The sequence below is a fragment of the Acetomicrobium flavidum genome (assembly GCF_900129645.1).
GTDB classification, from domain to species: domain Bacteria; phylum Synergistota; class Synergistia; order Synergistales; family Acetomicrobiaceae; genus Acetomicrobium; species Acetomicrobium flavidum.
Genome location: NZ_FSQZ01000001.1, coordinates 328077 through 353838, shown reverse-complemented (window position 1 = coordinate 353838; position 25762 = coordinate 328077). Strand labels below are relative to the sequence as shown.

Genomic DNA, 25762 nt, shown 5'->3' with positions numbered 1-25762 from the left:
CCCCAATGAGCGAACTTCGGACTCGCGCTATAAGTGGTGCTGTCATAGTAATTTGCATACTTACGGGGATTTATATAGGAGGCTACCTTTGGCTTGTTTTGTCTTCAGTCATTGCCTTGGCATCGCTATGGGAATACTATGATCTATTTTCACGCTTCGGTCACATATCGAAGGGCATAGGATTGATAGCTGGAGCATTGATGTTGTATATGTCCTCCAAGGGGGCGTCTTTTTCTGCCGTCATCGCATTATTGATCCTACAATCCTACGTTGTCTTATCGATAGAAACATTAAGAAAGGTTGCCCATAATAAAAGCTCGGGCCTACTGAACATGAGCGGCTTATTGAGTGGCCTGGTTTTCGTGGTGCTTCCATGGGTATTTTTAGTGGTGCTCAGACAAAGGCCCTTCGGGGAAAAACTGCTATTCTCGTTATTTCTCTGTACGTGGAGCTGTGATGTCTTTGCCTATTTAATAGGAAGGAGTTTCGGCAAAATGCCATTTGCCCGAAACATCAGCCCTAAAAAGACGTTGGAAGGATTCATAGGCGGCTTCATGGGAAGCGTGCTTTGTGCAGGGATCCTTTCCCTTTGCTTTAAAATACCACCCCTACCGTGGATATTGCTTGGAGCATTGATCGGTGTAGCGGGCCAAATAGGGGATTTGTACGAATCCCTCTTTAAAAGGGAAGCGGAGGTCAAAGATAGCGGTAATTTAATACCTGGCCATGGAGGTTTTTTGGACAGGTTTGACAGCATTCTAATTAACTCCACGCTGATATTCCTGGTCTTTGAGGTGATATTAAGTTGAATAAAAAGAGATTGGCGGTCGTTGGAGCTACCGGCTCCATCGGAAGGTCGGCTTTGGATATATGCAGGAGGTTTCCCGAAGCTTTTGAGGTCAGGGCTTTAGCTGTCAGATCAAACCTCAAGGGATTGAAAGCCTTAGAAGGGGAGTTCAAGCCAAAATTTGTGGTAATTTACGAAGAAGCGGCAGCGCGAGATTACGTGCCTCTCTTTGACAGTACAAGGGTTTTAAAAGGAAAAGAGGGGCTAAAATTGCTTGTTCAGGAAGATCTGGATCATATCGTGTTTGCCTCGTCTGGGACAGATGCAATACCTGCCCTCATGATGGCCCTCGCGAGAAAAATGGAAGTATCGCTGGCAAATAAGGAAAGCTTGGTTGTGGGCGGCCCCTGGGTGATGGAGACGGTAGACTCATTTGATCAGTTGCGGCCAATAGACAGCGAGCACAGCGCGATATGGCAATGCCTTTTAGGAGAAAGAAGAGAGGATATCGAGGAGATCGCCTTGACGGCATCGGGTGGTCCTTTTTTACATGCAACTTACGAGGAGATGAAAAACGCAACCCCCGAAATTGCCTTGAAGCATCCAACCTGGAGAATGGGCGCAAAGATCACCATCGATAGTGCGACTTTATTCAATAAAGGACTTGAAATAATAGAGGCATGTTACCTTTTTTCCATGCCCCTTGATAGGGTCAAGGCCGTGGTTCAGCCCGATTCCTTAATTCACGGTTGCGTGCGCTTTTGCGATGGAAGCTCCAAATTGCTCTTAAGCAAACCGGACATGAGAATCCCAATTTCCTTTGCATTGTCATACCCTAGGCGATTGAGGCTAGACGAGGCGTTTCATCGTCCGCAGATTACCGAATGGAAAGTTAATTTTTTGAAAATAGACGAAGAGAAATTTCCCTGCTATGGCCTAGCCAGGCGGGCATTGCAGATGGGCAATGCCTACCCTCCAATATTGGTTGGCGCCGACGAAGCTGCGGTTGAAGCTTTCTTGGGGGGCGTCATCTCCATGGTCGACATCTTCCCCCTGTTGGAAAGGACACTTTTATCCTATAATGGACCGTCAAACCTAAATAGCTTAGAAGAGGCCATTGCACTTGTCGATTTCGGTCGTCGCGAAGCAGGAAGGTTGAGTCGCCTTTTTAGCGAAAGGAGATAAAGAATTTAATGTTTGCTCTAGTTTCTTTCATAATAGTAATCGGAGTCTGTGTAATTTCCCATGAATTTGGCCATTTCTTGTCTGCAAAGTTGCTTGGCGTGCAGGTGCATGAGTTTGCCTTTGGCATGGGACCAGCCATATTCAAACGGAGAAAAAACGAGACCCTTTGGTCGATCAGGATACTCCCCATAGGTGGTTTTGTAAGGCTGGCCGGCATGGGCGAAGCCATCGAGGGGGAGGTTGAGGATCCTCAAAGGAGCTTCAATGCAAAGAGCGCATGGCGCAGATGGTTGATATTGGCTGCCGGTTCTATAGTAAATATACTCCTTGCCGTCATAATAGCGACATTTTTCCTATGGGGGCATGGGGTGCTGGACATGGAACATGCAAGGATCGGCGAGCTCATGCCAGGATATCCCGCACAAGCTATAGGATTGCGCCCCGGGGATACCGTCCTAGCCATAAACGATAAGAAGGTAACCACTTGGCCTGATATGGCATCCACAATCAAGAGCTATGCCGATAAACCTATCACTATCGTCGTAGAGCGTCCTGGGGTAGGGGAGATAACCTTCAAGGATGTATTCCTCAAGCCAGATCCGTCAACGGGTGCATATATTCTAGGTGTCAAGCCTGCTCTGGTAAAGTATGAAGGCATTGCGGCTCTTAATTACTCATTGCGCTACCTTTGGGAGATGACCAAAAACATTTTTAGCTCCATCATTAACTGGCTGTTCGCCGGACAAAAGATCGATGTAACGGGTCCTGTTGGGATAGCCGAGATGGCAGGTGAAGCCGCAAAGAACGGGCTTTGGACGTTTCTGTTCTTCCTGGGGATAATAAATTTAAACCTTGGTTTGTTCAATCTCATACCCTTTCCCGCTTTGGACGGAGGAAGGTTGCTTTTCGTTACTGTGGAGATGATATTTCGTAAGAAAGTGCCTGAATACATCGAGCAGAAAGTGCATTTCATAGGAATGGTCGTATTGCTAGTGTTAATAGCTTTGATCACATGGCAAGACATAACGAGGATATTCAACAGGTGATGGAGATGCAATCTCAAAAAAAGTCGGTGAACATAGGCGGGTTGGAGATAGGAAAAGGTTCACCCATAAGGATAGAAAGCATGCTAAAGACCCCTGTAACGGATATCGATGGGTGTCGGCAAGAGCTGAAGACCCTTAAACTTGAAGGTTGCGAACTGGTTCGGGTGGCCTTCCCGGAAATGAGTTGTCTTCAGTCGCTAAAAGCACTCCTAGAAATTTCGGAAATACCGATTATGGCCGACATTCACTTTGACGCCAAGCTGGCTAAAGCGGCTCTTGAAGCGGGTTGTATGGCCATTAGGATCAACCCTGGCAATATGCCGAAAGGTGGACTTGCAGACGTCGTAAGATTGGCAAAGGAGAAAAAAGCCGTCATAAGGATAGGATCCAACAGCGGTTCGTTGAACAATGTCCAACTGGAACAGGCCATGGGCAATAAAGCTAAAGCCCTATTTATTGCAGTACAAGAACAGGTGAAAATCCTGGAGGATATGGGCTTTGACGACATCATCCTCTCGAGCAAATCTACTTCCATTGCCGAGACGATCAATGCTAACTTGTTAGTCTCAAGGCACTTTCCGCAGTATCCCGTTCACATCGGGATGACGGAGGCTGGGGCAATCCCGGAGGGCCTAATAAAATCGGCAGCAGGGATTTCCTTGCTCTTGATGCAGGGAATAGGCGATACTCTCAGGATAAGCTTATCGGCGCCAGCTAGCGAAGAGGTAAGAGCGGGATATGCCCTGCTTAGGTCTTTGGGCTTAAGAAAAAGGGGTGTCGAGGTGATCTCTTGTCCTGCCTGTGGGAGACGACGTTTGGATGTGTCAAAGCTTGTGGAAGAGATAAGACCTGCATTGAAGGACTTACCCGACGGCACTGTCGTGGCCATTATGGGATGCGAAGTGAACGGCCCGAGGGAGGCCATGGATGCCGACATAGGCGTAGCGGGCACTCCCAATGGAGTTGTGATATTTAAAAAGGGTGAGGTGGTAGGTCATTTGGGAGAAGAGGAGATGGAGAAAATAGGGTCGCTTTTCAAGGATATGCTGTAACGATATATATTGAATTGCTGATATGATAATAAATTATTTAGGGAGGAAGTTATATGGCTCAAATAGTTGATACGAATAGCTTCAGACAGGGAATGATGATAAAATGGGAAGATAGCATATGGGAGATTCTCGATTGCCAGCATCATAAGATGGGGCGTGGCGGGGCAATCGTAAGGACCAAGCTTCGAAACATCTACTCGGGTTCAATCATCGAGACGTCCTTCAGGGCGGGTGAGAGGTTTGAGCGTGTTGTGTTCGACGAGCGAAAGGCCCAGTTCATTTATAAGGAAGGCGACAACTATGTCTTCATGGATATGGAAAGTTATGATCAAATATACGTGCCCAAGTCCGTGCTAGGCGACAAGGCGCTCTATTTGAGCGACAATCTCGAAGTGAGCCTGGAGCTTTACGAAGGAAATATCGTGGGAATAGAACTTCCCAACACCGTTTCCCTGAAGGTAGTTGACACCCCTCCCGGATATAAAGGAGACACGGTATCGGGTGGGGGTAAACCTGCTACGCTAGAGACCGGATTGACGATAACCGTACCTATGTTCGTTGAGGTGGGGGATATCGTTTTGGTGGATACCCGTACCGGGGAATATTTAGAGAGGGATAAGTCCAAGGGGGCGTAGCTCTTGAGCTTGGATGACAGCATTCAAAAACTTAGGGAAGCGTTATCGGATGCCCATTTGCCCGAGTCGAGCATGGTTGCGCAAAAAGCTTTGGTTGACCTCTTTGAAGGCATGCTCCAGGAGATCAGAGCATTGCGTGATAAAATAGAAGCACAAAATAAAAAGTTAGAGGAATTGGCCTCATTCTGTGCCAGGATGGACTCTGAACTGGATGAGCTGGAAGAGGCGGTAGAGGATCTATATGAATATTATGAAGGCGAAGAAGACGAGCAAGACTTCTATGAGTCGGCAATTTGCCCAGAGTGCGACTATACCTTCATGTTCAATCCAAGCCTTTTTGAAGAAGGCGAGATCTTGATATGCCCCAATTGCGGTCGCTTCATCGACCAAGGAAAGTTGAATAAATAGGGAGGGATAGCAAATGATGGAGGAAGAAAAGGAAATGCACATGACCAACCAGGACTATTATCAGAGTTCCGAAACACAGCAGAGCCAAGAACCTGGCATAGAGGAAGCTCAGCCAAAGGGAGAGGTTAAGATATCTGAGGAGGTCATATCTCAGATGGCCATTGAGGCGCTCAAAAGCGTGCCTGGCGTTTTGCCTGCAAGCTCCGGGTTAGTGGCAAACCTGCGTTTGGGGCGGAGGACGTCGAGTGGTGTAAAGATCACTATCGAAGAAGGGGCCCCGAATGAAGTGATCGTCGATACATACATATCCGTGAAATATGGCTTAAGAATCCCTGACATTGCCTGGGACGTTCAAGAGGCCATAAAAAACCAGATTGAAAACTACACAGGCTATACGGTTAAAGCTGTCAACGTGCACGTTCAAGGCATTCACTTCACCGAGAACAAATCTCAAAGTCAAGATCTGATAAATCCATAAATTTGGTATGCCTGCGGGAGTGCTTGCGGCACCTCCCGAGCTTGTGGTAAGAAGGAGTTATATAGGTCATGGAGTTTCATTGGCACAGAAGCAATCAGGGTGATCTATGGCTTTCCAAGGACGCAGTGATAGCTTTAGCGAATACGAGCATGCCGAGCGGATATCGAGCTATCGATGCTTCGCTTTTGGGTGGGGAGGACATCGTCAATGTGGTCATCTCCACACCCTTCAGTATGGGCGAAGAGGACGTAAAGATTGAAAGCGAATTAAAGACAAAGCTGGCTCGTTTATTTGCCCCTTTAGGATTGAAAGTTCAATTGTCATGGGCGTTCAAGGAAGAAGAGAATGTTGATTTTTTAGGTCTGATGAATAAGCTTAAGAAGCGTCCTATATTTTGGGCGTTTTTAGTGGCATTGGTCGCTGGTATATCGCAACTTGGCATAAAAGGCCTAAGCTTGTGCGTACTTTTTGGGATCATTGGATGGGCAGTTGCCAAGGCGGTTATAAGCGGCAAGTTAAACGATCTAATATCGCGCTTATTGAACAAAGGACGTTAGACAGGAGGCAGGCAAACTTGTCTTTGCTACAACAGCAGCGACGAAGGGCTAGAGAAATAGCCTTACAGTTGTTATATGCCTTAGATATGAGAGACGATCAAACCCCTGATGAGGCCATCTCTCTTTTTCCCTCTGAGGGGGAATCCGAGGAAGTCTTGAGATACGCTACTTGGCTGGTAAGGGGTATATGGGAGAAGAGAATAGAGATTGACAACCTCATAAGAATGCATATAACGGGCTGGCGTCCTGAGCGGATGGTCACTGTAGACCTGGAGGCTATAAGGTTAGCTCTTTTTGAGGGCCTATACAGCAAGATTGTGCCCATACCCGTAGCGATTTCTGAAGCAATAGAGCTGGCCAAGCGTTTCGGCACGGAAAATTCAGGGAAGTTCGTAAACGGCGTATTGGGAAAGATCGTGAGATCCCTTGCCGAAGGAGAGGGTAAGGATGTCGAGGGAAGCGCCCCTGCTTAACGATTTCGCCAAAAGGATCGAGATATTCTCTGTCGACGAATTGACCCTTTACATTAAAGATTTGTTGGAAAATGATCTTTTACTCAAAAGCATCGCGGTAAGGGGAGAAATCATAGAGATCAAACACCACAGCAGTGGTCACGTCTACTTTTCCCTGGGCAGTAAACAATCCCGCTTGTCTTGCGTGATGTTTAGAAGCAGCGCCAACTACGTGCCGCTTTGGCCACAGGCCGGGGATGAAGTGGTGGTAGAAGGAAGCATTGGAGTTTACCCACCTCAGGGTACATATCAGTTGTACGCTCGAAATATACTGCCCTTAGGCAAGGGAGCTCAAATGAGGGCGAAGGAAGAGCTCAAAAAGAGGCTTGAAAAGGAAGGTCTGTTCGATCCTAGAATAAAAAGAAAGCTCCCCACCTTCCCTGAGAGGGTAGGGGTGGTGACGTCCAAGACGGGAGCCGCTGTTAAGGACGTAATAAAGGTGGCTAAAAAACGCTTTCCCCAATGCGAGATATACATATTTCCCACGTTAGTGCAGGGAATCGAAGCGCCTCAAGATATAGCAAGGGCCATGAGATTGGCTGCAACCAAGGAGCTTGACGTGGTGCTACTGGTGAGAGGCGGCGGGAGTCGAGACGATTTGACCCCCTTTGACGATGAAAGGGTCGTGAGGTGCATTAGGGCCTGTCCATTTCCCGTCGTAACCGGAATAGGTCACGAGATAGACAGAACCTTATCCGATTATGCGGCCGACGCTTATGCGCCCACTCCATCTGCCGCTGCAGAAAAGGTCTTTCCCGATCGCAGAGAGATCTATAAACAGATACTGCACATAAAGGCAAGGCTAATCTCGCTAACAGCTCATAGATACCAAGACGCCTTCAACCTATGCGAGAGACAACTTGCCAGGCTGCAGAACACGGTAAAGAACTTATATCTGCATCCTTCGGACCTTAAATTAACTCAAAAATCACAGGCTCTTCGACAGGGTATAGATAGGATCATTGCCGAAGCAAAAGAGAGGCTAGCCCATGCTGCTGCTTCTTTAGATGCCCTGTCTCCTCTGAAGTCCATATCAAGGGGATGGATTACCTGCCTGTCGGAAGAGGAAGAGATAGTGACTTCGCTATCTCAAATTGACATAGGAGACAAGGTATTCCTATGCATGGTAGACGGAAGGGCCCAAGCCGAAATAAAGTCCTTACATCCAAAGGGAGAATAATCAATATTTTACTTAAGGAGTGACATAATTGTCCATGCCCGATCCCATTAAGTGGGAAGATGGTTTCCTATACCTGTTGGACCAAAGAAGGATACCGTTTGAAGTCGAATATCTGAAATGTACCAACTATCAAGACGTGGCCGAAGCCATAGAAAAGATGATCGTACGAGGGGCTCCTGCAATAGGGATAGCTGCCGCCTATGGAATCGTTTTAGCATCTCATGGCGGACTCCCTATGGTCAAGGAGGCCGTCTCTCGTCTATCTAAAACTCGTCCTACCGCTGTAAACCTCTTTTGGGCCCTAGAGAAGATGGAGAGGGCAGCGACTGATTTCCATGACGCAACCGCTAAAGATCCCGGGTTAATCCTTAAAGATCATTTGTTAGAAGTGGCCGTGGGTATTCACGAAGAGGAAAGACGGATAGAGAAATTGATTGCCCTGCATGGCCAGTCTATAGTGCCTCCCAATTGTCAGGTATTGACTCATTGCAATGCAGGGGCTTTAGCTACGGGTGGGATTGGCACCGCCTTAGGGGTAATACGGATGGCTCAAAAGATTGGGAAGGCGATAAAAGTTTATTGCGATGAAACCAGGCCACTCCTTCAAGGGGCCAGGTTATCCTCATGGGAACTTTGGATGGATGGGCTGGATGTAACCGTCATATGCGATGATATGGCAGCCTTTTTAATGAAAAAGGGCAAAGTGGACCTGGTCATCGTTGGAGCAGACAGGATAGCTTCCAACGGCGATACGGCCAACAAGATCGGTACGTATAATTTAGCGGTGCTTTGTAAATATCACGGTATCCCCTTTTACGTCGCTGCGCCCAGAAGCACCATCGACTGTAGCATAAAGGATGGCGAGGCAATACCCATAGAGGAAAGAGATCCCGATGAGGTGCGTACCGTTAGAGGCGTAAAGATCTTCCTCGAAGATATTCCGGCTTGGAACCCTGCCTTTGACGTAACGCCAGGCGATTTGATATCCGGGATAATAACAGAGGCAGGCATCTTGAAAGCCCCTTACAGAGAATCCATAGAAACGGCAATGCGTATAGATGTCAATTTTGAGGATGCCCATTGGGCGGATTCCTATTTAAAACAGGGAGGGTCAGAAGATGGAGGAATATAGAATCGCCAATCCCGCTTTAGCGGATCAGGGCAAAATTAAAATCGCCTGGGCATGGAACTTCATGCCTGTTCTAAAGCTCCTGCAGGAGAAATACAAAGATGAGCGTCCCCTCAAAGGGACCAGGATTGCTGCATGCCTACACCTTGAAGCCAAAACGGCATGTTTGTTAAGGGCCCTTAAGGCCTTGGGAGCGGAAGTCGTGGCCGCAGGAAGCAATCCATTATCTACTCAGGACGATATCTGTGCCGCCTTAGTGGCCCATGGGATCAAGGTATACAGCTGGCATGGAATGACGATGGATGAATATTACGGGAACCTGCACGCTTTGTTGGCATGGTCGCCGCAAATACTGATAGATGACGGTGGCGATCTTGTAACCTTGGTCCATAAGGAAAGACCCGACCTGTTGCCTTACATCAAAGGCGGATGCGAGGAAACTACGACCGGAGTGAAGCGGTTAAGGGCTATGTCCAACGAGGGGGTACTAGCCTTTCCAATGCTGGCAGTAAATGACGCTTTAAGCAAACACCTCTTCGATAACAGATATGGGACCGGTCAATCGGTATGGGATGCCATATGTAGGCTGACGAACATGCTGGTAGCCGGAAAGGAAGTCGTGGTGTGCGGATACGGATGGTGCGGCAGAGGTGTCGCCTCGAGAGCTTGCGGGCTTGGAGCCCGCGTTACCATCGTGGAGTCCGATCCACATAGGGCCCTGGAGGCCTATATGGATGGCTTTTACGTCACGGACATGCCAACTGCTGCACGAACGGGCGATATCTTTATAACGACAACGGGAAACATCAACGTCATAAGAAAAGAGCACTTTGCGTTAATGAAAAGCGGTGTGATCCTGGCCAATGCCGGACATTTCGATGTTGAGATATCCTGTACGGACTTGGACGAAATTGCAGTTCAAAAATCACAGACAAGGCCAGGCGTAACTACCTATGTGACCAAGGACGGTCGGTCTTTTCACCTCCTGGTGGAAGGCAGGCTTGTGAACCTGGCGGGTGGTGACGGACACCCGATTGAGATCATGGATTTGTCCTTTGCGCTTCAACTCCTATCCGTCCTGTACATAAAGGAAAGGGATTTGGAACCGGGACTTTATCCGGTTCCAAATGAAATAGATAAGAATGTAGCGCATTTGAAGCTTGAAGCTTTGGGAATTAAGCTCGAAAAGATGACGACCGAGCAGGAAGAATACATGGGAAGGTGGGACGAATGACCCCCAGCCTCAATGAGCAGGGCTTAGCGGAAGCGGACTTGGTATTCAGGGATGCCGTAGTGTTGGACGGGGCGCGCGACAGAGCTGAAATTTGCGATGTCGCAGTAACGCAAGGTCGTATACTGCGCCTTTTTTCGAGAGAGGAAAGGTCAAAGATAAGGGCTAAGGATGAATATTTTTGCCGAGAAAGAAAGGCCTTGCTGCCCGGTTTTGCAAATAGCCACACACATGTTGCGATGACGTTGCTTAGAGGTTTAGGCGAGGAAAGCCCATTAAAGGATTGGCTTGAAAAACACATTTGGCCCGTAGAGGGTCGACTTAAGCCCAGGCACATTAGGATAGGAACCCAACTTGGAGTAGCTGAGATGATAAGCGGCGGCATAACCTGCTTTGGGGACATGTACTTCCACATGGACGAGGTTGCAAGGGTGGCCACCGAGGTGGGCGTAAGGTGTGGACTGTGTCAGGGATTGATAGGAAATGCCCCGCTTTTTTCGTTAAAGCTGAAGGAAGGCATAAGGCTGTATGACCACTGGCACGGCAAGAACGACCTGATAACCGTGCAGCTTGGCCCTCATGCTCCATACACCGTATCGCCTAAGCTGCTGACGCAAGTAGCTGGCGCAGCAAGGGGCCTTAACGCAGGGATTCACATCCACTGGCTTGAGACCGAATGGGAAAGAAGCTATATAGAACAGGAGCTAAAGAAAGACCCAATCGACCTTCTTTATGAAACAGGGCTTGCTGACGTGACAAGCCTGATATTGGCCCATGGCGTATGGTTTCCCGAAAATAGGCTGAAGGAAATTGCCAAAGACAACATTGCGGTCGTTCATAACCCGAGCAGCAATATGAAGCTGGGGAGCGGTTTTGCGCCCGTTTCGCAGATGCTGAAGGAAGGCGTCCACGTCGCCTTGGGAAGCGACGGGGCGGCAAGCAATAATAGGCTGGATATGTGGCTGGAGATGCGAACGGCCTCCTTGATGCAAAAGGGGTATTATAAAGATCCAATGTTGATGAAATCAAAGGATGCGCTTAAAATGGCTTCTTATGCAGGATGCAAGGCGCTAGGTTTCTCAAATGTCGGCATGATTGAGGAAGGATGGAAGGCCGACTTTGCCGTCATAAACCTCGACAACGCGCGCTATATAGGATGGAACAAGGATAACCTTGCGAGCTTCATCGTATTCTCAGGGAGCTCGAGGGATGTCTGCGGGACCATGGTTAACGGCAAATGGGTATATAAAGACGGCGAGTTCCCTTCCTTGGACTACGAGAAGGTCATGTATGATGCAAAAGAAGCCAGGAAGGAGTTGCTAGCTATATAGCCTGCTATAAATTATAATTTAGTTTTAAGCCGTGCATATTAGGAAAGGGGGCTGCGATTTCCCGTGAAAAGACGAAGTGGAAGAGAGTTGCGGGAGCTTTTTTTATCGTATTTTGAACAAAAGGGGCATAAAAGATATCCAAGCTTCAGCCTGGTTCCAGATGATCCTTCTTTGCTTTTTACCATAGCCGGCATGGTCCCCTTTAAACCATATTTTTTAGGCCTTAAACAACCCGATGTCCCAAGGGCGACGACATCTCAAAAATGTCTGCGTACAAACGACATAGAAAACGTGGGAAGGACATCCAGGCACCATACCTTCTTTGAGATGCTTGGGAATTTCAGCTTTGGAGATTACTTCAAGGAAAGCGTCATTCCATGGGCTTGGGAGTTTCTTACCAAGGAGATAGGATTTTTGCCGGAGAGGATGTATGTAACCATATATCTTGACGATGATGAGGCCTTCGATATATGGCACAAGACGGTAGGTATTCCTGAAGATCGAATAGTGCGCATGGGCGAGAAGGACAACTTTTGGGCAGCCGGGCCGGTTGGACCTTGTGGGCCATGCTCTGAGCTCATTTACGATCAGGGGCCTGAGTTTTCATGCGGAAAGCCCGATTGTTTCGTCGGATGTGACTGCGACAGATATCTTGAGATTTGGAATTTAGTCTTTATGCAGTATAACAGGGATGAAGCGGGAAATCTCACCCCCTTACCAAGGAAAAACATAGATACGGGCATGGGGCTGGAGAGGCTCGCCTCTGTGGTGCAAGGTGTCAGGTCGGATTTCGAAACTGACCTCTTCATGCCCATGATAAACAAGATATCAAATATATCGGGCGTAGAGTATGCCATGAATAAGCAACACGATATGGCAATGAGGGTCATCGCCGACCACGTCAGGGCATTGGCCTTCATGATAGCTGATGGCGTACTTCCCTCGAACGAGGGAAGAGGCTACGTGTTGAGGAGGCTTCTTCGAAGGGCGTCTCGCTACGGACGGCTGCTCGGCCTGGAGAGGCCCTTTTTGGTTGATCTGCTTCCTACGTTAGTCGAGTTGATGGCAGACCCCTATAAAGAGCTAGTGGAAAATATAAATGTCATAGAATCCGTGATAAACCTTGAGGAAAAGAAGTTCAGCAGGACCCTGGACCAGGGCAGTGCTCTGATTGAAGAAGAGATATCCCGACTCAAGAAGGAGGGCAAAGACGTCCTGCCAGGAGAGACGGCTTTCGTGCTATACGATACCTACGGTTTCCCGCTGGAGCTTACGGAAGAAATATGCCAGGAGCACGGGATAAAGGTGGATAGGGATGGTTTCATCGAATGTATGGAACATCAAAGGGAGATGGCAAGGGCAGCAAGCAAGCAGTTAAGCTCTGCAACGAAGAAAGAAAGTTACTCCTCTCTTCTATCTAAGTGCGGCGGTAGCGAATTTGTTGGTTACGAGCTAAATGAGGTACGCGCGAAAGTCGTAGCTATATTTAAGGAATCGCAGGAAGTTTACGAGGCTCAAGAGGGAGAGGAAGTGGAGATATTCTTGGATAAAACTCCCTTTTACGCCGAGAGGGGTGGCCAAGTGGGAGATAGGGGATGGATGGAATCGTCTGGCTGCAAGCTTGAAGTGCTTGATACCTATTCCGTCCTAGAGACGCTTATAGCCCATAAAGCCAAGGTAAGATCTGGATATGTGGCGATCGGTGATGAAGTTGATGCACGGGTCGACGTAACGAGGAGAAACGCCATAAGACGCCACCACACATCCACGCATATAATACATGAGGCCTTGGCAAGGGTGTTGGGGCCTCATGTTAGGCAAGCCGGATCCTACGTTGCCCCGGATTACCTGCGCTTTGACTTCAATCATTTTGACCCCATAACGCGCGAACAGCTTACGGCGATTGAGTGCATAGCCAATGAGGTCGTTCAAGCAAACATAAAGGTCAACATCTTTGAAACAACCATGGACGAGGCCAAAAGGATAGGGGCGAAGGCCTTTTTCGACGAAAAGTACGGAGAAAGGGTACGTGTGATTCAGATACCTGGTTATTGTGCTGAATTATGCGGGGGCCTCCATGTAAATGCCACCGGCGAGATAGGCACTATAAAGATAGTCAAGGACGAAAGCATTGGATCGGGGCTTAGGCGTATAACTGCTCTGGCAGGCATGCCGGCGGTATCTCATCATCAGGAGCTGCAGTTCCTTGCTGAGGATTTAGCGTCTATGTGCAGCGTCGACGTAAAATCCCTAAAGGAAAAGCTTGCCTCCACGCTGGTGGAGCTTAAAAACCTCAAGGTCGAGTTGCAGGGGGCAAAGTTGAAGTTAGCCTTGCACCAGTGCGAAAAGATAACCTCTCAGCGCCAAGTGGTGGGGGATGTAACCGTACTTTTGGGAAAGTTCGAAGACCTTGAACCCGAGACCTTACGGCAGGTTGGGGACCATTTGAAGAGGGGACTCAACAAAGTCTTGATAGTACTGGGCAGCACCTATGGCGAAAAGGTATCGTTGGTTGCCATGGCTGACGAGGAGGCTGTAAAACGTGGTGTCCATGCCGGCAAACTGATAAACAAGATTGCAGCGATAGTGGGCGGAGGCGGAGGCGGAAGAGAAAACGTCGCTCAGGCCGGGGGTAAAGATGCCAGCAGGCTTGAAGACGCGTTAAATTCCGTGCCCAGGATTCTGCAAGAGATGTTGGGGGTATAAGGTTGGATCATGTTTTAGCCTTAGATGTGGGTAGCGTTCGCATCGGAGTAGCGATAAGCGACCCCTTTGGCACATTTGCCCAGGGGGTCGGTTTTTTGGACGCAAAGAGCGATTGGCTTGACCAATTGGACAGGATGATCAAAGAACGCAATGTCTCAACGGTAGTTGTTGGCCTTCCCGTTCGCACCTCGGGCAAGCACGACAGGGAAGCAGGTAAGGTCGTAAGTATGGTGGACAAATTAAAGAGAATGTTTCCCGATGTTTCCTTCGTGCTTTGGGACGAACGTTACACGACAGTGATAGCGCAAAGACTTTTGCTTGAAAGCAACATGTCGGGGAAGAAAAAAAGGAGCAAGGTCGACATGATCGCGGCTACGCTCTTGCTTCAAAGCTATTTAGACTACCGAAATCAAAACAAAACGTAAAGTGGAGTGAAGCGATTTGATGGGCAAGCCTAAATCCCCGATAGTTGCCATTATAGGCCCCACAGCAGTTGGCAAGACGGCCATCTCGCTTGCGGTAGCGCCTGCCATCGAGGGAGAAGTAATATCTGTGGATTCCAGGCAAGTATACAGATACATGGACATAGGGACAGATAAGGTGTCCATGGAAGATAGACGCCATGTAATTCACCATCTCGTAGATGTAACTGACCCCGATGACACCTTTACTGCAGCCAGGTTTGTCGAGGAGGCTAACGGTACCATCAAAAGGGTCATAGCCAGGGAAAAAAGGCCCTTGCTCGTTGGCGGAACGCCATTTTACTACAATGCCCTTTTTGGCGAGATGCTCACGACTTCGCTTGCAAGCGACGTTGAAGTGAGAGCGTCCTTGCTCAAGGAGGCTGAGATAAAAGGAAAGGGATACCTCTATAAGAAGCTTGAAATCCATGACCCTGATCTGGCGCTGCGCATTCATCCCAACGATTTGACTCGGATAGTCAGAGGGCTTGAGGTATTTTACACGACCGGAAAACCTGCCTCATGGTGGTATAGACATGGCAAAAAGATTAAGAGCCCTTATAATGTCCTCTACATAGGGATAATTAGGCCGAGAGAAGTCGCCTATAACAAGATAGAGCAGAGGGCCAGGCGTCAATTTGAAAGGGGATTAATCGATGAAGTTCGTTGGCTCCTTAAAAATGGCTTTGACGAGAGATTCCCTTCCATGCAAGGATTGGGCTACAGGGAGGTTGTTAGGTACCTGCGAGGGCTCTACAGTATGGACGAAGCTTTGACATATTATATCAAAGCAACAAAATCCCTATACAGGAGGCAGATGACTTGGTTTAAGAGGTTTAAGCCCATTGTGTGGTATGATTTAGACGAGATCGATGAAGATGTTGCTGTCAGCAGTATCGTCGATAAAATAAAGGAACATATGGGAGTCAAGTGAATTTCATGAAGTTAGTCATCGGAAAACCCTTAGGTTTCTGTTTTGGGGTAAAGCGTGCCATAGACGAACTCGAAAGAGCCCTAGGCAGATATGGCGAAGTTTACGCACTGGGAAGCCCCATTCATAACGAGGAAGAGGTCAAGAGATTAATTTCTATGGGGTTGAAGTTAATCGAAAAGGTGGAATGCTTGCCGCCGAACGCGGTAGTTTTTATAAGGGCCCACGGCACAACGCCGGAGATATTCGACATGGTGCGCAAGAAGGGAAGTATTGTGATAGATGGCACATGCCCCTCCGTTAAAAATGCCCAAGAGAAGGCTCGTCTTTTATCAAAAGAAGGCTACAATGTTGTGGTGGTCGGGGATCCCAAACATCCCGAGGTTCAAAGCATAAAAGGTCATGCTTTGGGCGAGGTATATGTCGTAACTTCCCCAAAGGATGTCGAAGCTTTCCCCGCGAAGGACAAAATAGGCGTGGTATCCCAGACCACACAGGAAGAGGGCATGCTGCTTGCCATTGTAAGTGCTTTGGTGCCCAAGTCACGGGAGTTGAGGGTATACAATACGATCTGCAAGGCCACCCTGCACAGACAGGAAACTGTAAAAAAGTTAGCATCTGAGACAGAAGGGGTAATAGTTATCGGTGGGCATAACAGCACCAATACGGCCAAGCTCGTCGAGGTGGCCAAGAAAGAGGGATGCGATGTCCTTTGGATTGCCAAATCTGACGAAATAGACGAAGATTGGCTTAAAAATAAAAGTATAATAGGCATAGCTGCCGGAGCTTCAACCCCGGATTGGCTTATAAATGACGTGATTAGTTCACTATCATGTAGGTAGTTAAGGGAGGATGGTTGGTAATGGTAGAGGAAGAAAAGCGAGAGGGACAACAGGAAATCGGAGGAGAAGCTATGGATCTCCCTCCCGCACAGGAGAACCAGGAGACTATGGAGGAACTGATAACGCAACATGGCCTTGAGAATGTACATAGAGGTAAAGTGGTAGAGGGCGTTATCATCGACAGCACCGATGACGGATGGCTAGTCGACATAGGATTTAAATGCGAAGGATTCCTGCCCAAGCGTGAATGGACCCACAGGATATTGGTTGACGATGACAGCGATCCGAGCGTTGGCGATAGAGTTCGTGCCGAGGTAACTAGGGTTGTCCATGGCGAGGAGTCTCAAGTATTGCTTAGCAGATGGCGCCTTCTCTTTGACGAAAGATGGAACGATCTGGAAAATGCCTTGAAGAGCAATGAGACCATAAAGGTCGTTGGCCTGAGAAAGGTAAAAGGCGGGCTAGTCGTAAATGCCTACGGGCTTGAGGGGTTTATTCCCATTTCCCATCTGGCGGAAGAGGGCAAGATGATCAACCCTTCCAAGTTCATCAATCAGGAGATCGAGGTTAAACTGCTTGAGAAGGATCGTAGAAAAAGAAGGCTTATCTTCTCCAGGAGATTGATCTTGGAGCAGGAAATGGCCAACAGGAAAAAGGAATTTTTCGAAAACGTAAAGGCGGGAGACATCCTCGAGGGAGTAGTCACCAGCATAACATCCTTTGGAGTATTCGTGGATTTGGGCCCCATTGAAGGACTGGTCCATATAAGCGAGCTGTCCTGGAGCAAAAACGTAAAACCTCGCGACATAGTTAAAAAGGGCAGCAAGGTTAAGGTTAAGGTGTTGAGCGTAGATCCCGAGCAGGAGAAGATCTCCCTCAGCATCAAACAAACGGAGCCGGATCCTTGGGAGGTAGTAGGACAAGAGGTCAAACCTGGAGATAGGTTATCGGGTCGTGTGACCAACACTGTTGACTTCGGAGCCTTCGTCGAGATAAAGCCAGGGGTGGAGGGTTTGATTCACATCAGCGATATCTCCTGGGGACATATCGATCATCCGCGCGAAGTGCTGAAAAAAGGCCAGGAAATTGAGGTCCAGGTTTTGGACGTAGATGTAGAGCAGAAAAGGATAAGCCTTGGCTATAAGCAGCTGCATGATCCGTGGGAAACCGTTGCCGAGCGTTATCAACCCGGACAGGATGTAACCGTAAAGGTCGTGAAGATAGTCGACTTCGGGGCCTTCGTGGAAATAGAAAAAGGTGTGGAAGGCCTCATACACATATCGCAAATTTCCAAGAGTCACGTTAGCGATGTATCGAAGGTGTTAAAGAGGGACGATGAGATAAGGGCAAGGGTATTAGAGGTCGATCCCAAGGAGAAACGGATAAGGCTGAGCATTAAGGCTCTGGAGGAAGAGGAAGAGAAGCAACACCAACAGGGAGAGCGCGACAAAAAGGATGAAAAGGAAGGAAAGGAAGCACAGGCTCCTAGGGAATCCAAAAACAGCCATCAAGCGCAGGAGAGCGAAGAGGGCATGGTGACCATAGGCGACGTCCTAAAGGGACAGTTGAAAGTTTAGACTTTTCTTTTTCTTAATGTGTATGCTATAATCAATACGAAAGCTAGTGTAAAAGGAGACAAAGAGGCGCATATTCAAAGGCGCCTCTTTGTTCGGGAAAGGGGCAGTTGTAGGGTGGCAATTATGGAGATCAGAAAATATCCAGACCCTGTCCTTCGCGCTAAGAATAAAAACGTAATCGTCTTCGACGAAAACTTGAAGAAGATAATAGATGATATGTTTGAAACCATGTATGCCAACGACGGTCTGGGGCTTGCCGCTCCTCAGGTTGGCATCAACCTAATGATAGCCGTGGTGGATCATGAGGGCAGAAAGTTTACTCTCATTAATCCCGTAATTATAGAAGCAAGGGGAGAACAGGTTGGGGAGGAAGGGTGTCTAAGCTTTCCTGAGATATTTGAGGAGGTCAAAAGGCCTGAAACGGTTAAAGTTGAGGCCTGTAATGAAAAAGGAGAAAGGTATACGATCGAGGCTTCGGGCATGTTGGCCAGGGCCTTCTGTCATGAGATAGACCATTTACACGGTAGGCTAATCATAGACATGGTGTCACCTTTTAAGAGAAGTTTGATTCAAAAGAAGCTAAAACAACGATCTAAAAAGGGTGTAGCGCGTTGAGGTTTTGGTATATGGCATCGGGCTCTTGGGGTGCACAGTGCCTGCTAAAACTACGCGAAAAGAAGGATCTCCTTCCGGAAATGGTGATTACCGCCCATCCGAAACCTTCCGGAAGGGGGTTGAAGTTGAAACCCAATGAGGTTGAGGAGGCGGCAGCCTCATTGGAATGTTTTATACGGAGGAGCGACAACATAAACCTCGACGAAGAACTCAAGAAAGAGCTCCAAGTCAGGAAGCCCGACGTCATATTAGTCATAGATTTTGGACAAAAAGTGAAGGAACCATATCTGTCTACCCCAAAGTTCGGTTGCATTAACTTACATCCCTCCCTTTTACCCAAATACAGAGGGGCTGCTCCAATCCAAAGGGCAATAATGGACGGCCAAGAAATGACAGGCGTTACCGTATTTAAACTAACGGAACAAATGGACGCAGGACCGATAATAGCCCAAAGGGAGGTCTTAATCGATCTCGATGATACAGCCTATACCCTAGGCATGAAGCTTCTTTCCGAGGGCGTAAATCTCTTAACTGAGGCATTACACTATTTCGTTAGCGGGACTGCTCAACTTAAGGAGCAGGACGAGTCGAAGGCAACATATGCGCCCAAGATAACGAACGAAGAAAGCTACTTTAATTTCAACCATGAAGCGATCAATGTGCATAACAAGGTGAGGGCATTGAACCCCAGGCCAGGTGCGCATACCTTCATAAGAGGTAAAAGGCTTAAAGTATGGAGGACAAGCCTGATTAACAGGGAGGATGTGCTAGGCTTGCCTGGGACAATTTTAAATATCAAGGAAGATCATCCGGTAGTTGCCTGTATCAAAGGAGCGATATCGTTGCGGGAAGTTCAATGGGAGGGCAAACCCCCCATTGACGGTCGATCATTCTTAAATGGCTTACGTTTACGTGAGGGGGATGTGTTGTCTTGACGGATTGGGATGAGATAAGGCAGAAGGCTTTAATGAGACATAATTGGGGCAAGATAATCGCTGTTACCGGAAGGCTTGGTTCCGGTAAGACGGAGTTTTTGCTAAGCTTGGCAAGTGCCTTTAAGGCGCAGGGCGAAAGGGTAACGATAGTAGATGTGGACATAACCAATCCCTATTTTTGTGTAAGAGAGATAGCATCCACGTTACAAAATGATGGGTATGAGGTTATTACCCCTCCGGGGGATACCAAGTGGAGCGACCTGCCTCTGGTGAGCTCTGAGGTGCACAATGCCATACTGGAGGATAGCAGAGTATTATTGGATATTGGAGGAGACGCTAAAGGTGCCTTAGCCTTAACGCAGCTTCTTCCGGAAATAGAGCAGTATAGACACACAATTTTGTACGTGATCAATCCATTTAGACCAATGAGTTCCACGGAGGAAGAGATTGACAGGTTGAAGAAAGCCATAGAAGAGACGTCTGGCTTGTCAATTGACGGTCTGATATGCAATCCAAACCTTGGAAATGAGACAACCAGCGAGAATGTAATTTCGGGGTACGAGGTAGTAAAGAGGTATTCAATGAAGAATGGAACTCCATTGTACTACCTTAGCACTACCACCTCGAATTATCACGATGTTGCAGCTAGGGTTAAGGACGTTGCAATCTGGCCTTTAGCCCGAAAAATTTTAATGCCTTGGGAAAGGAGTGAGGTTTAAATGCCCAAAGGGCGAATCGAAGTTTTGGAGGAAAAATGTAAAAGCTGCGGACTTTGCGTCGATGCATGTCCCAACAAGGTGCTCAAGATTTCCGATCGCATCAACAGCAAAGGCTATAGGCCCGCAGAGCAGTACAAGGATGGTTGTGTAGCCTGCAAGATGTGTGCCATGATGTGTCCCGATGTGGCAATTGAGGTATACCGCATAGAATCTTAATAAAATGGGGGTGCAATCAGTGTCCAATCGAGTCTTAATGAAAGGCAATGAAGCTTTTGCCGAGGCCGCAGTGCATGCCGGGTGTAAGTATTTCTTCGGATATCCAATAACCCCACAAAATGAGATACCGGAATATATGTCAAGACGGCTCCCGGAAGTAGGTGGGGTATACCTTCAAGCGGAAAGCGAAGTGGCCGGCATCAACATGATCTTCGGAGCAGCAGGAACCGGACACAGGGTGTTGATCTCCTCGTCGAGCCCTGGCATATCGCTCATGAGCGAGGGTATAAGTTATATTGCCGCTGCAGAATTGCCATGCGTGATCATCAATGTGATGAGAGGAGGGCCCGGTTTGGGAGGCATACTGCCTGCCCAATCAGATTACTTTCAGGCCACTAAAGGTGGCGGGCACGGTGATTACAGGCTTTTGGTCCTAGCTCCCGGCAACCTGCAAGAAGCCACGGAGTTTATAATGATGGCCTTTGATTTGGCGGAATTCTATAGGAACCCGGTGATGATACTGACTGACGGATTCATGGGACAAATGATGGAGGCCGTCGAGTTTAAAAAGGTGAAGCTGGATTACGATATACCCGACGTCAAGGAGTGGGCCATAGGATATATGGCCCAAAGGGGCAAGAGGGCCTTGATAAAGAGCTTGTCCCTGGACCCGGAGGTGCTTGAACAGCACAATAAAAAACTTCAGAAGAAATATCGCCTAATGGAAGAAAAAGAGGTAAGGTTCGAGTCCGCAGGCGTAGAAGATGCGGAAATAGTCATAGCAGCTTATGGCACAACATCCAGGATCGCTAAGTCTGCCATAAAGAAACTGAGGGAACAGGGAATTAAAGCGGGAATTATAAGGCCACAAAGCTTGTATCCATTCCCTTATAAGGCTTTTAGCGATCTCCCCGAGAGCGTAAAACGCGTCCTGGTGGTTGAGATGAGCTGTGGCCAGATGGTTGAGGATGTTAAGCTGGGAGTATGTGGCAAGGTTCCCGTCAGCTTTTACGGGAGATGCGGCGGAATGGCACCATCGGTTGACGAGATAGAAGAAGCCGCTAAGAATGCATTAGGTTAATCATAGGGGGGATAAGGATGCCTGAGGTAAAAATTTTCGAGCGCCCTAAATCAATGACGGACGTGTCCACTCACTACTGCCCAGGATGTACGCATGGCATTGTGCATCGTCTGGTAGCCGAGGTGATCGATGAACTTAAAATCCAGGAAAAGACCGTCGGCGTAGCCCCCGTTGGATGCGCCGTGCTGATGTATAACTACATAAATACAGATATGTATGAGGCTGCTCACGGAAGGGCCCCAGCAGTTGCAACCGGTTGTAAAAGAGTCAGACCCGATTTAACCGTCTTCACTTATCAAGGAGACGGAGACTTGGCTTCCATTGGGGCTGCAGAGATAGTGCATGCCGCCAATCGAGGCGAAAACATAACGGTAATTTTTATCAATAACGCCATCTATGGCATGACGGGAGGCCAAATGGCTCCAACCACCCTCATAAATCAAAAGACGACAACATGTCCCTTTGGAAGAGATCCCAAGGTCAATGGTTATCCCATAAGGATAGCGGAAATGCTCGCAACTTTACAGGCTCCAGGTTATATAGCTCGCGTCACTGTAGCCAGGCCGAAGTACGTCATGAAGGCAAAGGAAGCGATCAGGAAGGCATTCCAAACCCAGATAGACGGAAAGGGCTTTTCATTGGTAGAGGTGCTCTCCACTTGTCCGACGAACTGGGGCATGCGTCCCGCGGAGGCCTTAAAGTGGTTGGAAGAGAACATGATCCCTTACTATCCCCTGGGCGAGTTTAAGCTCCCCAACTAAGGCAGGTGAATCAGATGAGCTTTTACAGAGAAATGATAGCTGCCGGTTTCGGTGGACAGGGCATAATGCTGATGGGTCAGATAATAGCCCATGCAGCCATGTACGATGGCAAAAACGTCATATGGATACCCTCTTATGGCCCTGAGATGCGTGGTGGCACTGCCAACTGTAGCGTGGTAGTGAGCGATGGCGAGATAGCATCTCCTTTGATCTCCTCTCCCGACATATTGGTGGTTATGAATCAACCGTCGCTTGCGAAGTTCGTCAACAGGCTAAAGAAAGGCGGAATTTTAGTATATAACACAGACCTTGTGACCTATGACCATCCCCGCGACGACATCAACATAGTTGGCGTTAACGCCAACAGCATAGCATTGGAGCTGGGCAATGAAAGGGTCGCAAACATAGTGGTATTGGGGGCTTTGGCCGAGGTTACGGACATGGCTTCTGTCGAATCGCTGAAGGAAGCTCTCAAAGAGTTGCTGGGCGCGAAAAAGGCCAGTTTGCTGGAGATCAACTTAAAGGCCTTCGAAAAGGGGCAGGAAATAGGGAAACAATATATGGTTCAAGCCAAATAAGAGATGATCCCTCTAGGATGATTATGGATAAAAGCGAATATAGCATTACTTCAAAGCATATTTATAGCGGCAAGATAGTAAAATTGCGCGTTGATGAGGTCGCACTTTCTAATGGCCATTTAACGCAACGGGAGGTCGTGGAGCATGCCCCGGCAGTGGCCATCTTGGCCGTTGACGATGAAGGCAACGTCCTGTTCGTGCGCCAGTTCAGGTATGCGACCGGAAAAGAGCTGCTTGAGATACCTGCAGGCATCATGGAAAAAGGCGAGTCGCCCGAGGAAACGGCGAGGCGAGAACTGAAAGAAGAAGTAGGGTATGATGCAGGATATCTGAAGCATATAGCCAGCTTTTACTCGTCTCCCGGCTTTAGCGATGAGATCATACACCTTTTCTACGCTACGGGTATCTTTCCTTCGAAGCTGAATAGCGATGAGGATGAAATCATAGAGGGCATAAGGCTAAATCCAGAGGAGTGCAAACGGCTAATCGAAGAAAAGAAGATCGAGGATGCGAAGACTTTAGCAGCGTTGCTATGGTATTTGAACCAGATAAAGAGTATATTGCCTAGCAAAAACTAAGGGATATTTGTTTTTACTGCAATGCAACTACGCCTCAAAGGAACGAGGCGTAGTTGCATTGTTTTTGCTTATTTTGTGATATCATGAAAGAAATTTTATCGCCAAGAGGTGATGCAGGTGGCCAATTTTAATGATGACTCGCTCATTGACGGGTTTTCGGGCTACTTGCGCTTTGAAAGGGGATATAGCGAAAATACGGTTCAGGCATATATATCGGACCTGACAAAGTGGTTCGATTTTTGTGCGCGTCATGCCATCGACCCCTTTCCTCCTAAGCATGAATTTATAGCTAAATTTTTAAAGGAATTGGCAGAACAGGGAAAGGCTAAGTCATCTTTACAACGTTACGCCGCTACCATACGATCGTGGAATCGCTATCTTTCCCTGGAGGGGTTGGTTGATGAAGAGCAATGGTTGCCCTCCCTTCCATCCAAAGAGCAAAAGCTTCCTCAAATTTTGAGCGAGGGAGAAGTTGAGCGCCTGATCTCTTCCTGCAGAGACGGCTCGATCCTGGGCGACAGGGATGAGGCCATTTTTGAGATAATATACGGCTGTGGCCTTAGAGCTTCGGAAGTTTGCCTTTTAACTACAGGTGATATAGATTGGCATGCAAACACGATAAGGGTTAAAGGAAAGGGCGACAAGGAAAGGGTCGTACCCCTGCTTGGATCGATCAAGGAAAAGCTAAAAAAATATGTGGATACCGTACGTCCACAGCTCGATAAATTCGGGGAGCGTTGGCTATTTTTGACAAGGACGGGACGACAGCTCCATAGGGAGGACCTGTGGAGAATCATACGCCGAAGGGGAAAGGCTGCAGGTATCCCGGCCGTAAGGCTTCATCCGCATGTACTGCGACATTCGCTTGCCACGCACATGTTAAGAAGAGGATTGGATTTAAGGACGTTGCAGGAACTTCTTGGCCACGCTTCGATAGCTACTACTGAGCGATACACGCACCTGGACTTGGAGCTTCGAGATATATATGACAAATGTCATCCCCGTGCATAAGTCTGAGCCAGGAGGTGTGTTTGTTTGAGAACGTTTCTGATAATTCTGGATGGTTTTGGTGTAGGCGAAGCGCCCGATGCTGCTCTCTACGGTGACGAAGGCAGCAATACGGCTTATCATGTAGCATTAGCTATGGGTGGCGTAAATTTGCCCAACCTTGCGAAGATTGGACTGCCATTGATCGTCGACGTTCCGGGAAGTTATGTCTCTTGGCCTCCCCTTGGTGCTGCAGCAAGGCTACGCGAACTGTCTCCGGGTAAGGATACGACAACAGGACATTGGGAGCTGATGGGAACGGTTTTACGCGACCCCTTTCCCACCTTTCCGGATGGTTTTCCCGCCGAGATCATAGAAAGCTTCGAGAAGGCCATAGGCAGGAAGATATTGGGTAATTATCCGGCGTCAGGGACGGTTATAATAGAACAACTTGGACCTGAGCATTTAAGGACCGGATATCCGATAGTTTACACCTCTGCTGACAGCGTGTTTCAGATAGCGGCGCATGAGGATATAGTGCCTGTGGACGTTCTGTATGAATGGTGCAAAATTGCCCGCCAACTGCTTCAAGGTAAAAATGCTGTAGCGCGCGTCATAGCAAGGCCCTTTGCAGGAAAACCTGGCAGTTTTTTTAGGACCCCAAGGCGCAGGGACTTTTCGCTTCCACCGCCCAGGGAGACGCTTTTGGATAAGCTTTGCCAAGGAGGTTACGACGTCATAACCTTAGGTAAACTGGACGATATATTCGCAGGCCGCGGCATTACCAAGCCCCTTCATTGCCCGGATAACGACGAGTGCATGAAGCTCCTTTCGAAATTTGTAGAAGATGATTTCAACGGGTTGCTATTTTGCAACCTCATAGATTTTGACATGAAATATGGTCACAGAAACAATCCTCCTGGATATGCCAATGCGCTGCTCCAGTTTGACAGCTGGCTTGAGTCGTTCATAGGCCGCATTCGCCCGGACGATCTTTTGATCATCACTGCCGATCATGGAAATGATCCACTTACTCCCAGTACGGATCATAGCAGGGAGTACGTGCCGCTTCTCGTTTATGGCGGCAAGGTTCGCACTGGCAACATGGGGACCTTCAGCGGTTTTTGCTGCCTGGCTAAGACGTTGGCAGAGGTTTATAGCGTAGATGATGATGGATTGGATGGCGTTTCATTTGCCTCATTGATTTTAAGGTAATCGTACCAATATGCGACGGGAGTTGAAGC

General features: G+C 48.2%; 28 protein-coding genes. All 28 read left to right on the top strand.

The window, feature by feature from the left end; all coding sequences use genetic code 11:
• The first annotated feature begins 5 nt into the window (after window positions 1–5).
• Window positions 6–809: a phosphatidate cytidylyltransferase gene (locus tag BUQ78_RS01755; protein WP_074199089.1), complete on the top strand. Its 804-nt coding sequence runs from the start codon at window positions 6–8 to the stop codon at window positions 807–809.
• Complete coding sequence (gene dxr / locus BUQ78_RS01750) at window positions 806–1972, top strand: 1-deoxy-D-xylulose-5-phosphate reductoisomerase (protein WP_074199088.1); 1167 nt, start codon at window positions 806–808, stop codon at window positions 1970–1972. Before BUQ78_RS01755 ends, dxr begins: the two co-directional genes overlap by 4 nt.
• A gap of 8 nt (window positions 1973–1980) precedes the next feature.
• Entirely contained in the window at window positions 1981–3018 is a 1038-nt protein-coding gene (locus tag BUQ78_RS01745) for a M50 family metallopeptidase (protein ID WP_014806644.1), read from the top strand.
• Window positions 3018–4070, top strand: a complete 1053-nt coding sequence (gene ispG, locus BUQ78_RS01740; RefSeq protein ID WP_074199087.1) for a (E)-4-hydroxy-3-methylbut-2-enyl-diphosphate synthase — start codon at window positions 3018–3020, stop codon at window positions 4068–4070. Before BUQ78_RS01745 ends, ispG begins: the two co-directional genes overlap by 1 nt.
• 53 nt (window positions 4071–4123) lie before the next feature.
• The gene (gene efp, locus BUQ78_RS01735; protein WP_014806646.1) at window positions 4124–4705 is read left to right on the top strand and encodes an elongation factor P; all 582 of its coding nucleotides are present in this window, start codon (window positions 4124–4126) and stop codon (window positions 4703–4705) included.
• Window positions 4706–4708: 3 nt separating this feature from the next.
• Window positions 4709–5113: a hypothetical protein gene (locus tag BUQ78_RS01730; RefSeq protein WP_074199086.1), complete on the top strand. Its 405-nt coding sequence runs from the start codon at window positions 4709–4711 to the stop codon at window positions 5111–5113.
• Window positions 5114–5126: 13 nt separating this feature from the next.
• Window positions 5127–5591 carry an Asp23/Gls24 family envelope stress response protein gene (locus tag BUQ78_RS01725; RefSeq protein ID WP_084532155.1) on the top strand — a complete coding sequence of 155 codons (465 nt, stop codon included), beginning with the start codon at window positions 5127–5129 and terminating at the stop codon, window positions 5589–5591.
• Between the two features lie 68 nt (window positions 5592–5659).
• Complete coding sequence (locus BUQ78_RS01720; RefSeq protein ID WP_014806649.1) at window positions 5660–6148, top strand: hypothetical protein; 489 nt, start codon at window positions 5660–5662, stop codon at window positions 6146–6148.
• Between the two features lie 17 nt (window positions 6149–6165).
• Window positions 6166–6621 (top strand): transcription antitermination factor NusB, encoded by a 456-nt coding sequence (nusB, locus tag BUQ78_RS01715; protein WP_074199085.1) that lies wholly within the window; start codon window positions 6166–6168, stop codon window positions 6619–6621.
• Window positions 6596–7840 carry an exodeoxyribonuclease VII large subunit gene (gene xseA, locus BUQ78_RS01710; protein ID WP_074199084.1) on the top strand — a complete coding sequence of 415 codons (1245 nt, stop codon included), beginning with the start codon at window positions 6596–6598 and terminating at the stop codon, window positions 7838–7840. Before nusB ends, xseA begins: the two co-directional genes overlap by 26 nt.
• A 34-nt stretch (window positions 7841–7874) precedes the next feature.
• Entirely contained in the window at window positions 7875–8972 is a 1098-nt protein-coding gene (mtnA, locus tag BUQ78_RS01705; RefSeq protein WP_074200140.1) for an S-methyl-5-thioribose-1-phosphate isomerase, read from the top strand.
• A complete protein-coding gene (locus BUQ78_RS01700) occupies window positions 8959–10203 on the top strand; it encodes an adenosylhomocysteinase (protein ID WP_074199083.1) in 1245 nt (414 codons plus the stop codon). Before mtnA ends, BUQ78_RS01700 begins: the two co-directional genes overlap by 14 nt.
• Window positions 10200–11531, top strand: coding sequence for an amidohydrolase (locus BUQ78_RS01695; RefSeq protein ID WP_074199082.1), 1332 nt, complete (start codon window positions 10200–10202; stop codon window positions 11529–11531). The genes BUQ78_RS01700 and BUQ78_RS01695 overlap by 4 nt, the downstream gene beginning before the upstream one ends.
• Window positions 11532–11594: 63 nt before the next feature.
• Window positions 11595–14237, top strand: a complete 2643-nt coding sequence (gene alaS, locus BUQ78_RS01690; protein WP_074199081.1) for an alanine--tRNA ligase — start codon at window positions 11595–11597, stop codon at window positions 14235–14237.
• Window positions 14238–14239: 2 nt separating this feature from the next.
• Window positions 14240–14662 carry a Holliday junction resolvase RuvX gene (ruvX, locus tag BUQ78_RS01685; protein ID WP_074199080.1) on the top strand — a complete coding sequence of 141 codons (423 nt, stop codon included), beginning with the start codon at window positions 14240–14242 and terminating at the stop codon, window positions 14660–14662.
• Between the two features lie 19 nt (window positions 14663–14681).
• The gene (gene miaA, locus BUQ78_RS01680; RefSeq protein ID WP_074200139.1) at window positions 14682–15632 is read left to right on the top strand and encodes a tRNA (adenosine(37)-N6)-dimethylallyltransferase MiaA; all 951 of its coding nucleotides are present in this window, start codon (window positions 14682–14684) and stop codon (window positions 15630–15632) included.
• 5 nt (window positions 15633–15637) lie between these two features.
• Window positions 15638–16471: a 4-hydroxy-3-methylbut-2-enyl diphosphate reductase gene (gene ispH / locus BUQ78_RS01675; RefSeq protein ID WP_041459752.1), complete on the top strand. Its 834-nt coding sequence runs from the start codon at window positions 15638–15640 to the stop codon at window positions 16469–16471.
• A gap of 20 nt (window positions 16472–16491) precedes the next feature.
• Window positions 16492–18048: a 30S ribosomal protein S1 gene (locus tag BUQ78_RS01670; protein ID WP_014806659.1), complete on the top strand. Its 1557-nt coding sequence runs from the start codon at window positions 16492–16494 to the stop codon at window positions 18046–18048.
• Window positions 18049–18171: 123 nt separating this feature from the next.
• A complete protein-coding gene (gene def, locus BUQ78_RS01665; protein ID WP_014806660.1) occupies window positions 18172–18663 on the top strand; it encodes a peptide deformylase in 492 nt (163 codons plus the stop codon).
• Window positions 18660–19598, top strand: a complete 939-nt coding sequence (gene fmt / locus BUQ78_RS01660; protein ID WP_318259448.1) for a methionyl-tRNA formyltransferase — start codon at window positions 18660–18662, stop codon at window positions 19596–19598. The genes def and fmt overlap by 4 nt, the downstream gene beginning before the upstream one ends.
• Window positions 19595–20317: a nucleotide-binding protein gene (locus tag BUQ78_RS01655; RefSeq protein WP_014806662.1), complete on the top strand. Its 723-nt coding sequence runs from the start codon at window positions 19595–19597 to the stop codon at window positions 20315–20317. The genes fmt and BUQ78_RS01655 overlap by 4 nt, the downstream gene beginning before the upstream one ends.
• On the top strand, window positions 20318–20533 hold the full coding sequence (locus BUQ78_RS01650) for a 4Fe-4S dicluster domain-containing protein (protein ID WP_014806663.1): 216 nt from the start codon (window positions 20318–20320) through the stop codon (window positions 20531–20533).
• Window positions 20534–20552: 19 nt separating this feature from the next.
• Window positions 20553–21614, top strand: coding sequence for a 3-methyl-2-oxobutanoate dehydrogenase subunit VorB (locus BUQ78_RS01645; RefSeq protein ID WP_318259447.1), 1062 nt, complete (start codon window positions 20553–20555; stop codon window positions 21612–21614).
• A 17-nt stretch (window positions 21615–21631) separates the two neighbouring features.
• Window positions 21632–22375: a thiamine pyrophosphate-dependent enzyme gene (locus BUQ78_RS01640; protein ID WP_014806665.1), complete on the top strand. Its 744-nt coding sequence runs from the start codon at window positions 21632–21634 to the stop codon at window positions 22373–22375.
• Window positions 22376–22389: 14 nt separating this feature from the next.
• Complete coding sequence (locus BUQ78_RS01635) at window positions 22390–22953, top strand: 2-oxoacid:acceptor oxidoreductase family protein (protein ID WP_074199078.1); 564 nt, start codon at window positions 22390–22392, stop codon at window positions 22951–22953.
• A gap of 23 nt (window positions 22954–22976) precedes the next feature.
• Window positions 22977–23531, top strand: a complete 555-nt coding sequence (locus BUQ78_RS01630) for an NUDIX hydrolase (protein ID WP_074200137.1) — start codon at window positions 22977–22979, stop codon at window positions 23529–23531.
• Window positions 23532–23648: 117 nt separating this feature from the next.
• Entirely contained in the window at window positions 23649–24542 is an 894-nt protein-coding gene (locus BUQ78_RS01625; protein WP_084532150.1) for a tyrosine-type recombinase/integrase, read from the top strand.
• A gap of 24 nt (window positions 24543–24566) precedes the next feature.
• Window positions 24567–25733, top strand: coding sequence for a phosphopentomutase (locus tag BUQ78_RS01620; protein ID WP_074199076.1), 1167 nt, complete (start codon window positions 24567–24569; stop codon window positions 25731–25733).
• Window positions 25734–25762 lie beyond the last annotated feature (29 nt).

Coding starts and splice junctions, on each gene's coding strand:
- def (WP_014806660.1), top strand. CDS start 18,172: ATGGAGATCAGAAAATATCCAGACCCTGTCCTTCGCGCTAAGAATAAA.
- BUQ78_RS01630 (WP_074200137.1), top strand. CDS start 22,977: ATGGATAAAAGCGAATATAGCATTACTTCAAAGCATATTTATAGCGGC.
- BUQ78_RS01640 (WP_014806665.1), top strand. CDS start 21,632: ATGCCTGAGGTAAAAATTTTCGAGCGCCCTAAATCAATGACGGACGTG.
- BUQ78_RS01650 (WP_014806663.1), top strand. CDS start 20,318: ATGCCCAAAGGGCGAATCGAAGTTTTGGAGGAAAAATGTAAAAGCTGC.
- mtnA (WP_074200140.1), top strand. CDS start 7,875: ATGCCCGATCCCATTAAGTGGGAAGATGGTTTCCTATACCTGTTGGAC.
- BUQ78_RS01635 (WP_074199078.1), top strand. CDS start 22,390: ATGAGCTTTTACAGAGAAATGATAGCTGCCGGTTTCGGTGGACAGGGC.
- ispH (WP_041459752.1), top strand. CDS start 15,638: ATGAAGTTAGTCATCGGAAAACCCTTAGGTTTCTGTTTTGGGGTAAAG.
- BUQ78_RS01755 (WP_074199089.1), top strand. CDS start 6: ATGAGCGAACTTCGGACTCGCGCTATAAGTGGTGCTGTCATAGTAATT.
- BUQ78_RS01670 (WP_014806659.1), top strand. CDS start 16,492: ATGGTAGAGGAAGAAAAGCGAGAGGGACAACAGGAAATCGGAGGAGAA.
- efp (WP_014806646.1), top strand. CDS start 4,124: ATGGCTCAAATAGTTGATACGAATAGCTTCAGACAGGGAATGATGATA.
- ispG (WP_074199087.1), top strand. CDS start 3,018: ATGGAGATGCAATCTCAAAAAAAGTCGGTGAACATAGGCGGGTTGGAG.
- xseA (WP_074199084.1), top strand. CDS start 6,596: ATGTCGAGGGAAGCGCCCCTGCTTAACGATTTCGCCAAAAGGATCGAG.
- BUQ78_RS01745 (WP_014806644.1), top strand. CDS start 1,981: ATGTTTGCTCTAGTTTCTTTCATAATAGTAATCGGAGTCTGTGTAATT.
- miaA (WP_074200139.1), top strand. CDS start 14,682: ATGGGCAAGCCTAAATCCCCGATAGTTGCCATTATAGGCCCCACAGCA.
- BUQ78_RS01700 (WP_074199083.1), top strand. CDS start 8,959: ATGGAGGAATATAGAATCGCCAATCCCGCTTTAGCGGATCAGGGCAAA.
- BUQ78_RS01720 (WP_014806649.1), top strand. CDS start 5,660: ATGGAGTTTCATTGGCACAGAAGCAATCAGGGTGATCTATGGCTTTCC.
- BUQ78_RS01695 (WP_074199082.1), top strand. CDS start 10,200: ATGACCCCCAGCCTCAATGAGCAGGGCTTAGCGGAAGCGGACTTGGTA.
- BUQ78_RS01725 (WP_084532155.1), top strand. CDS start 5,127: ATGATGGAGGAAGAAAAGGAAATGCACATGACCAACCAGGACTATTAT.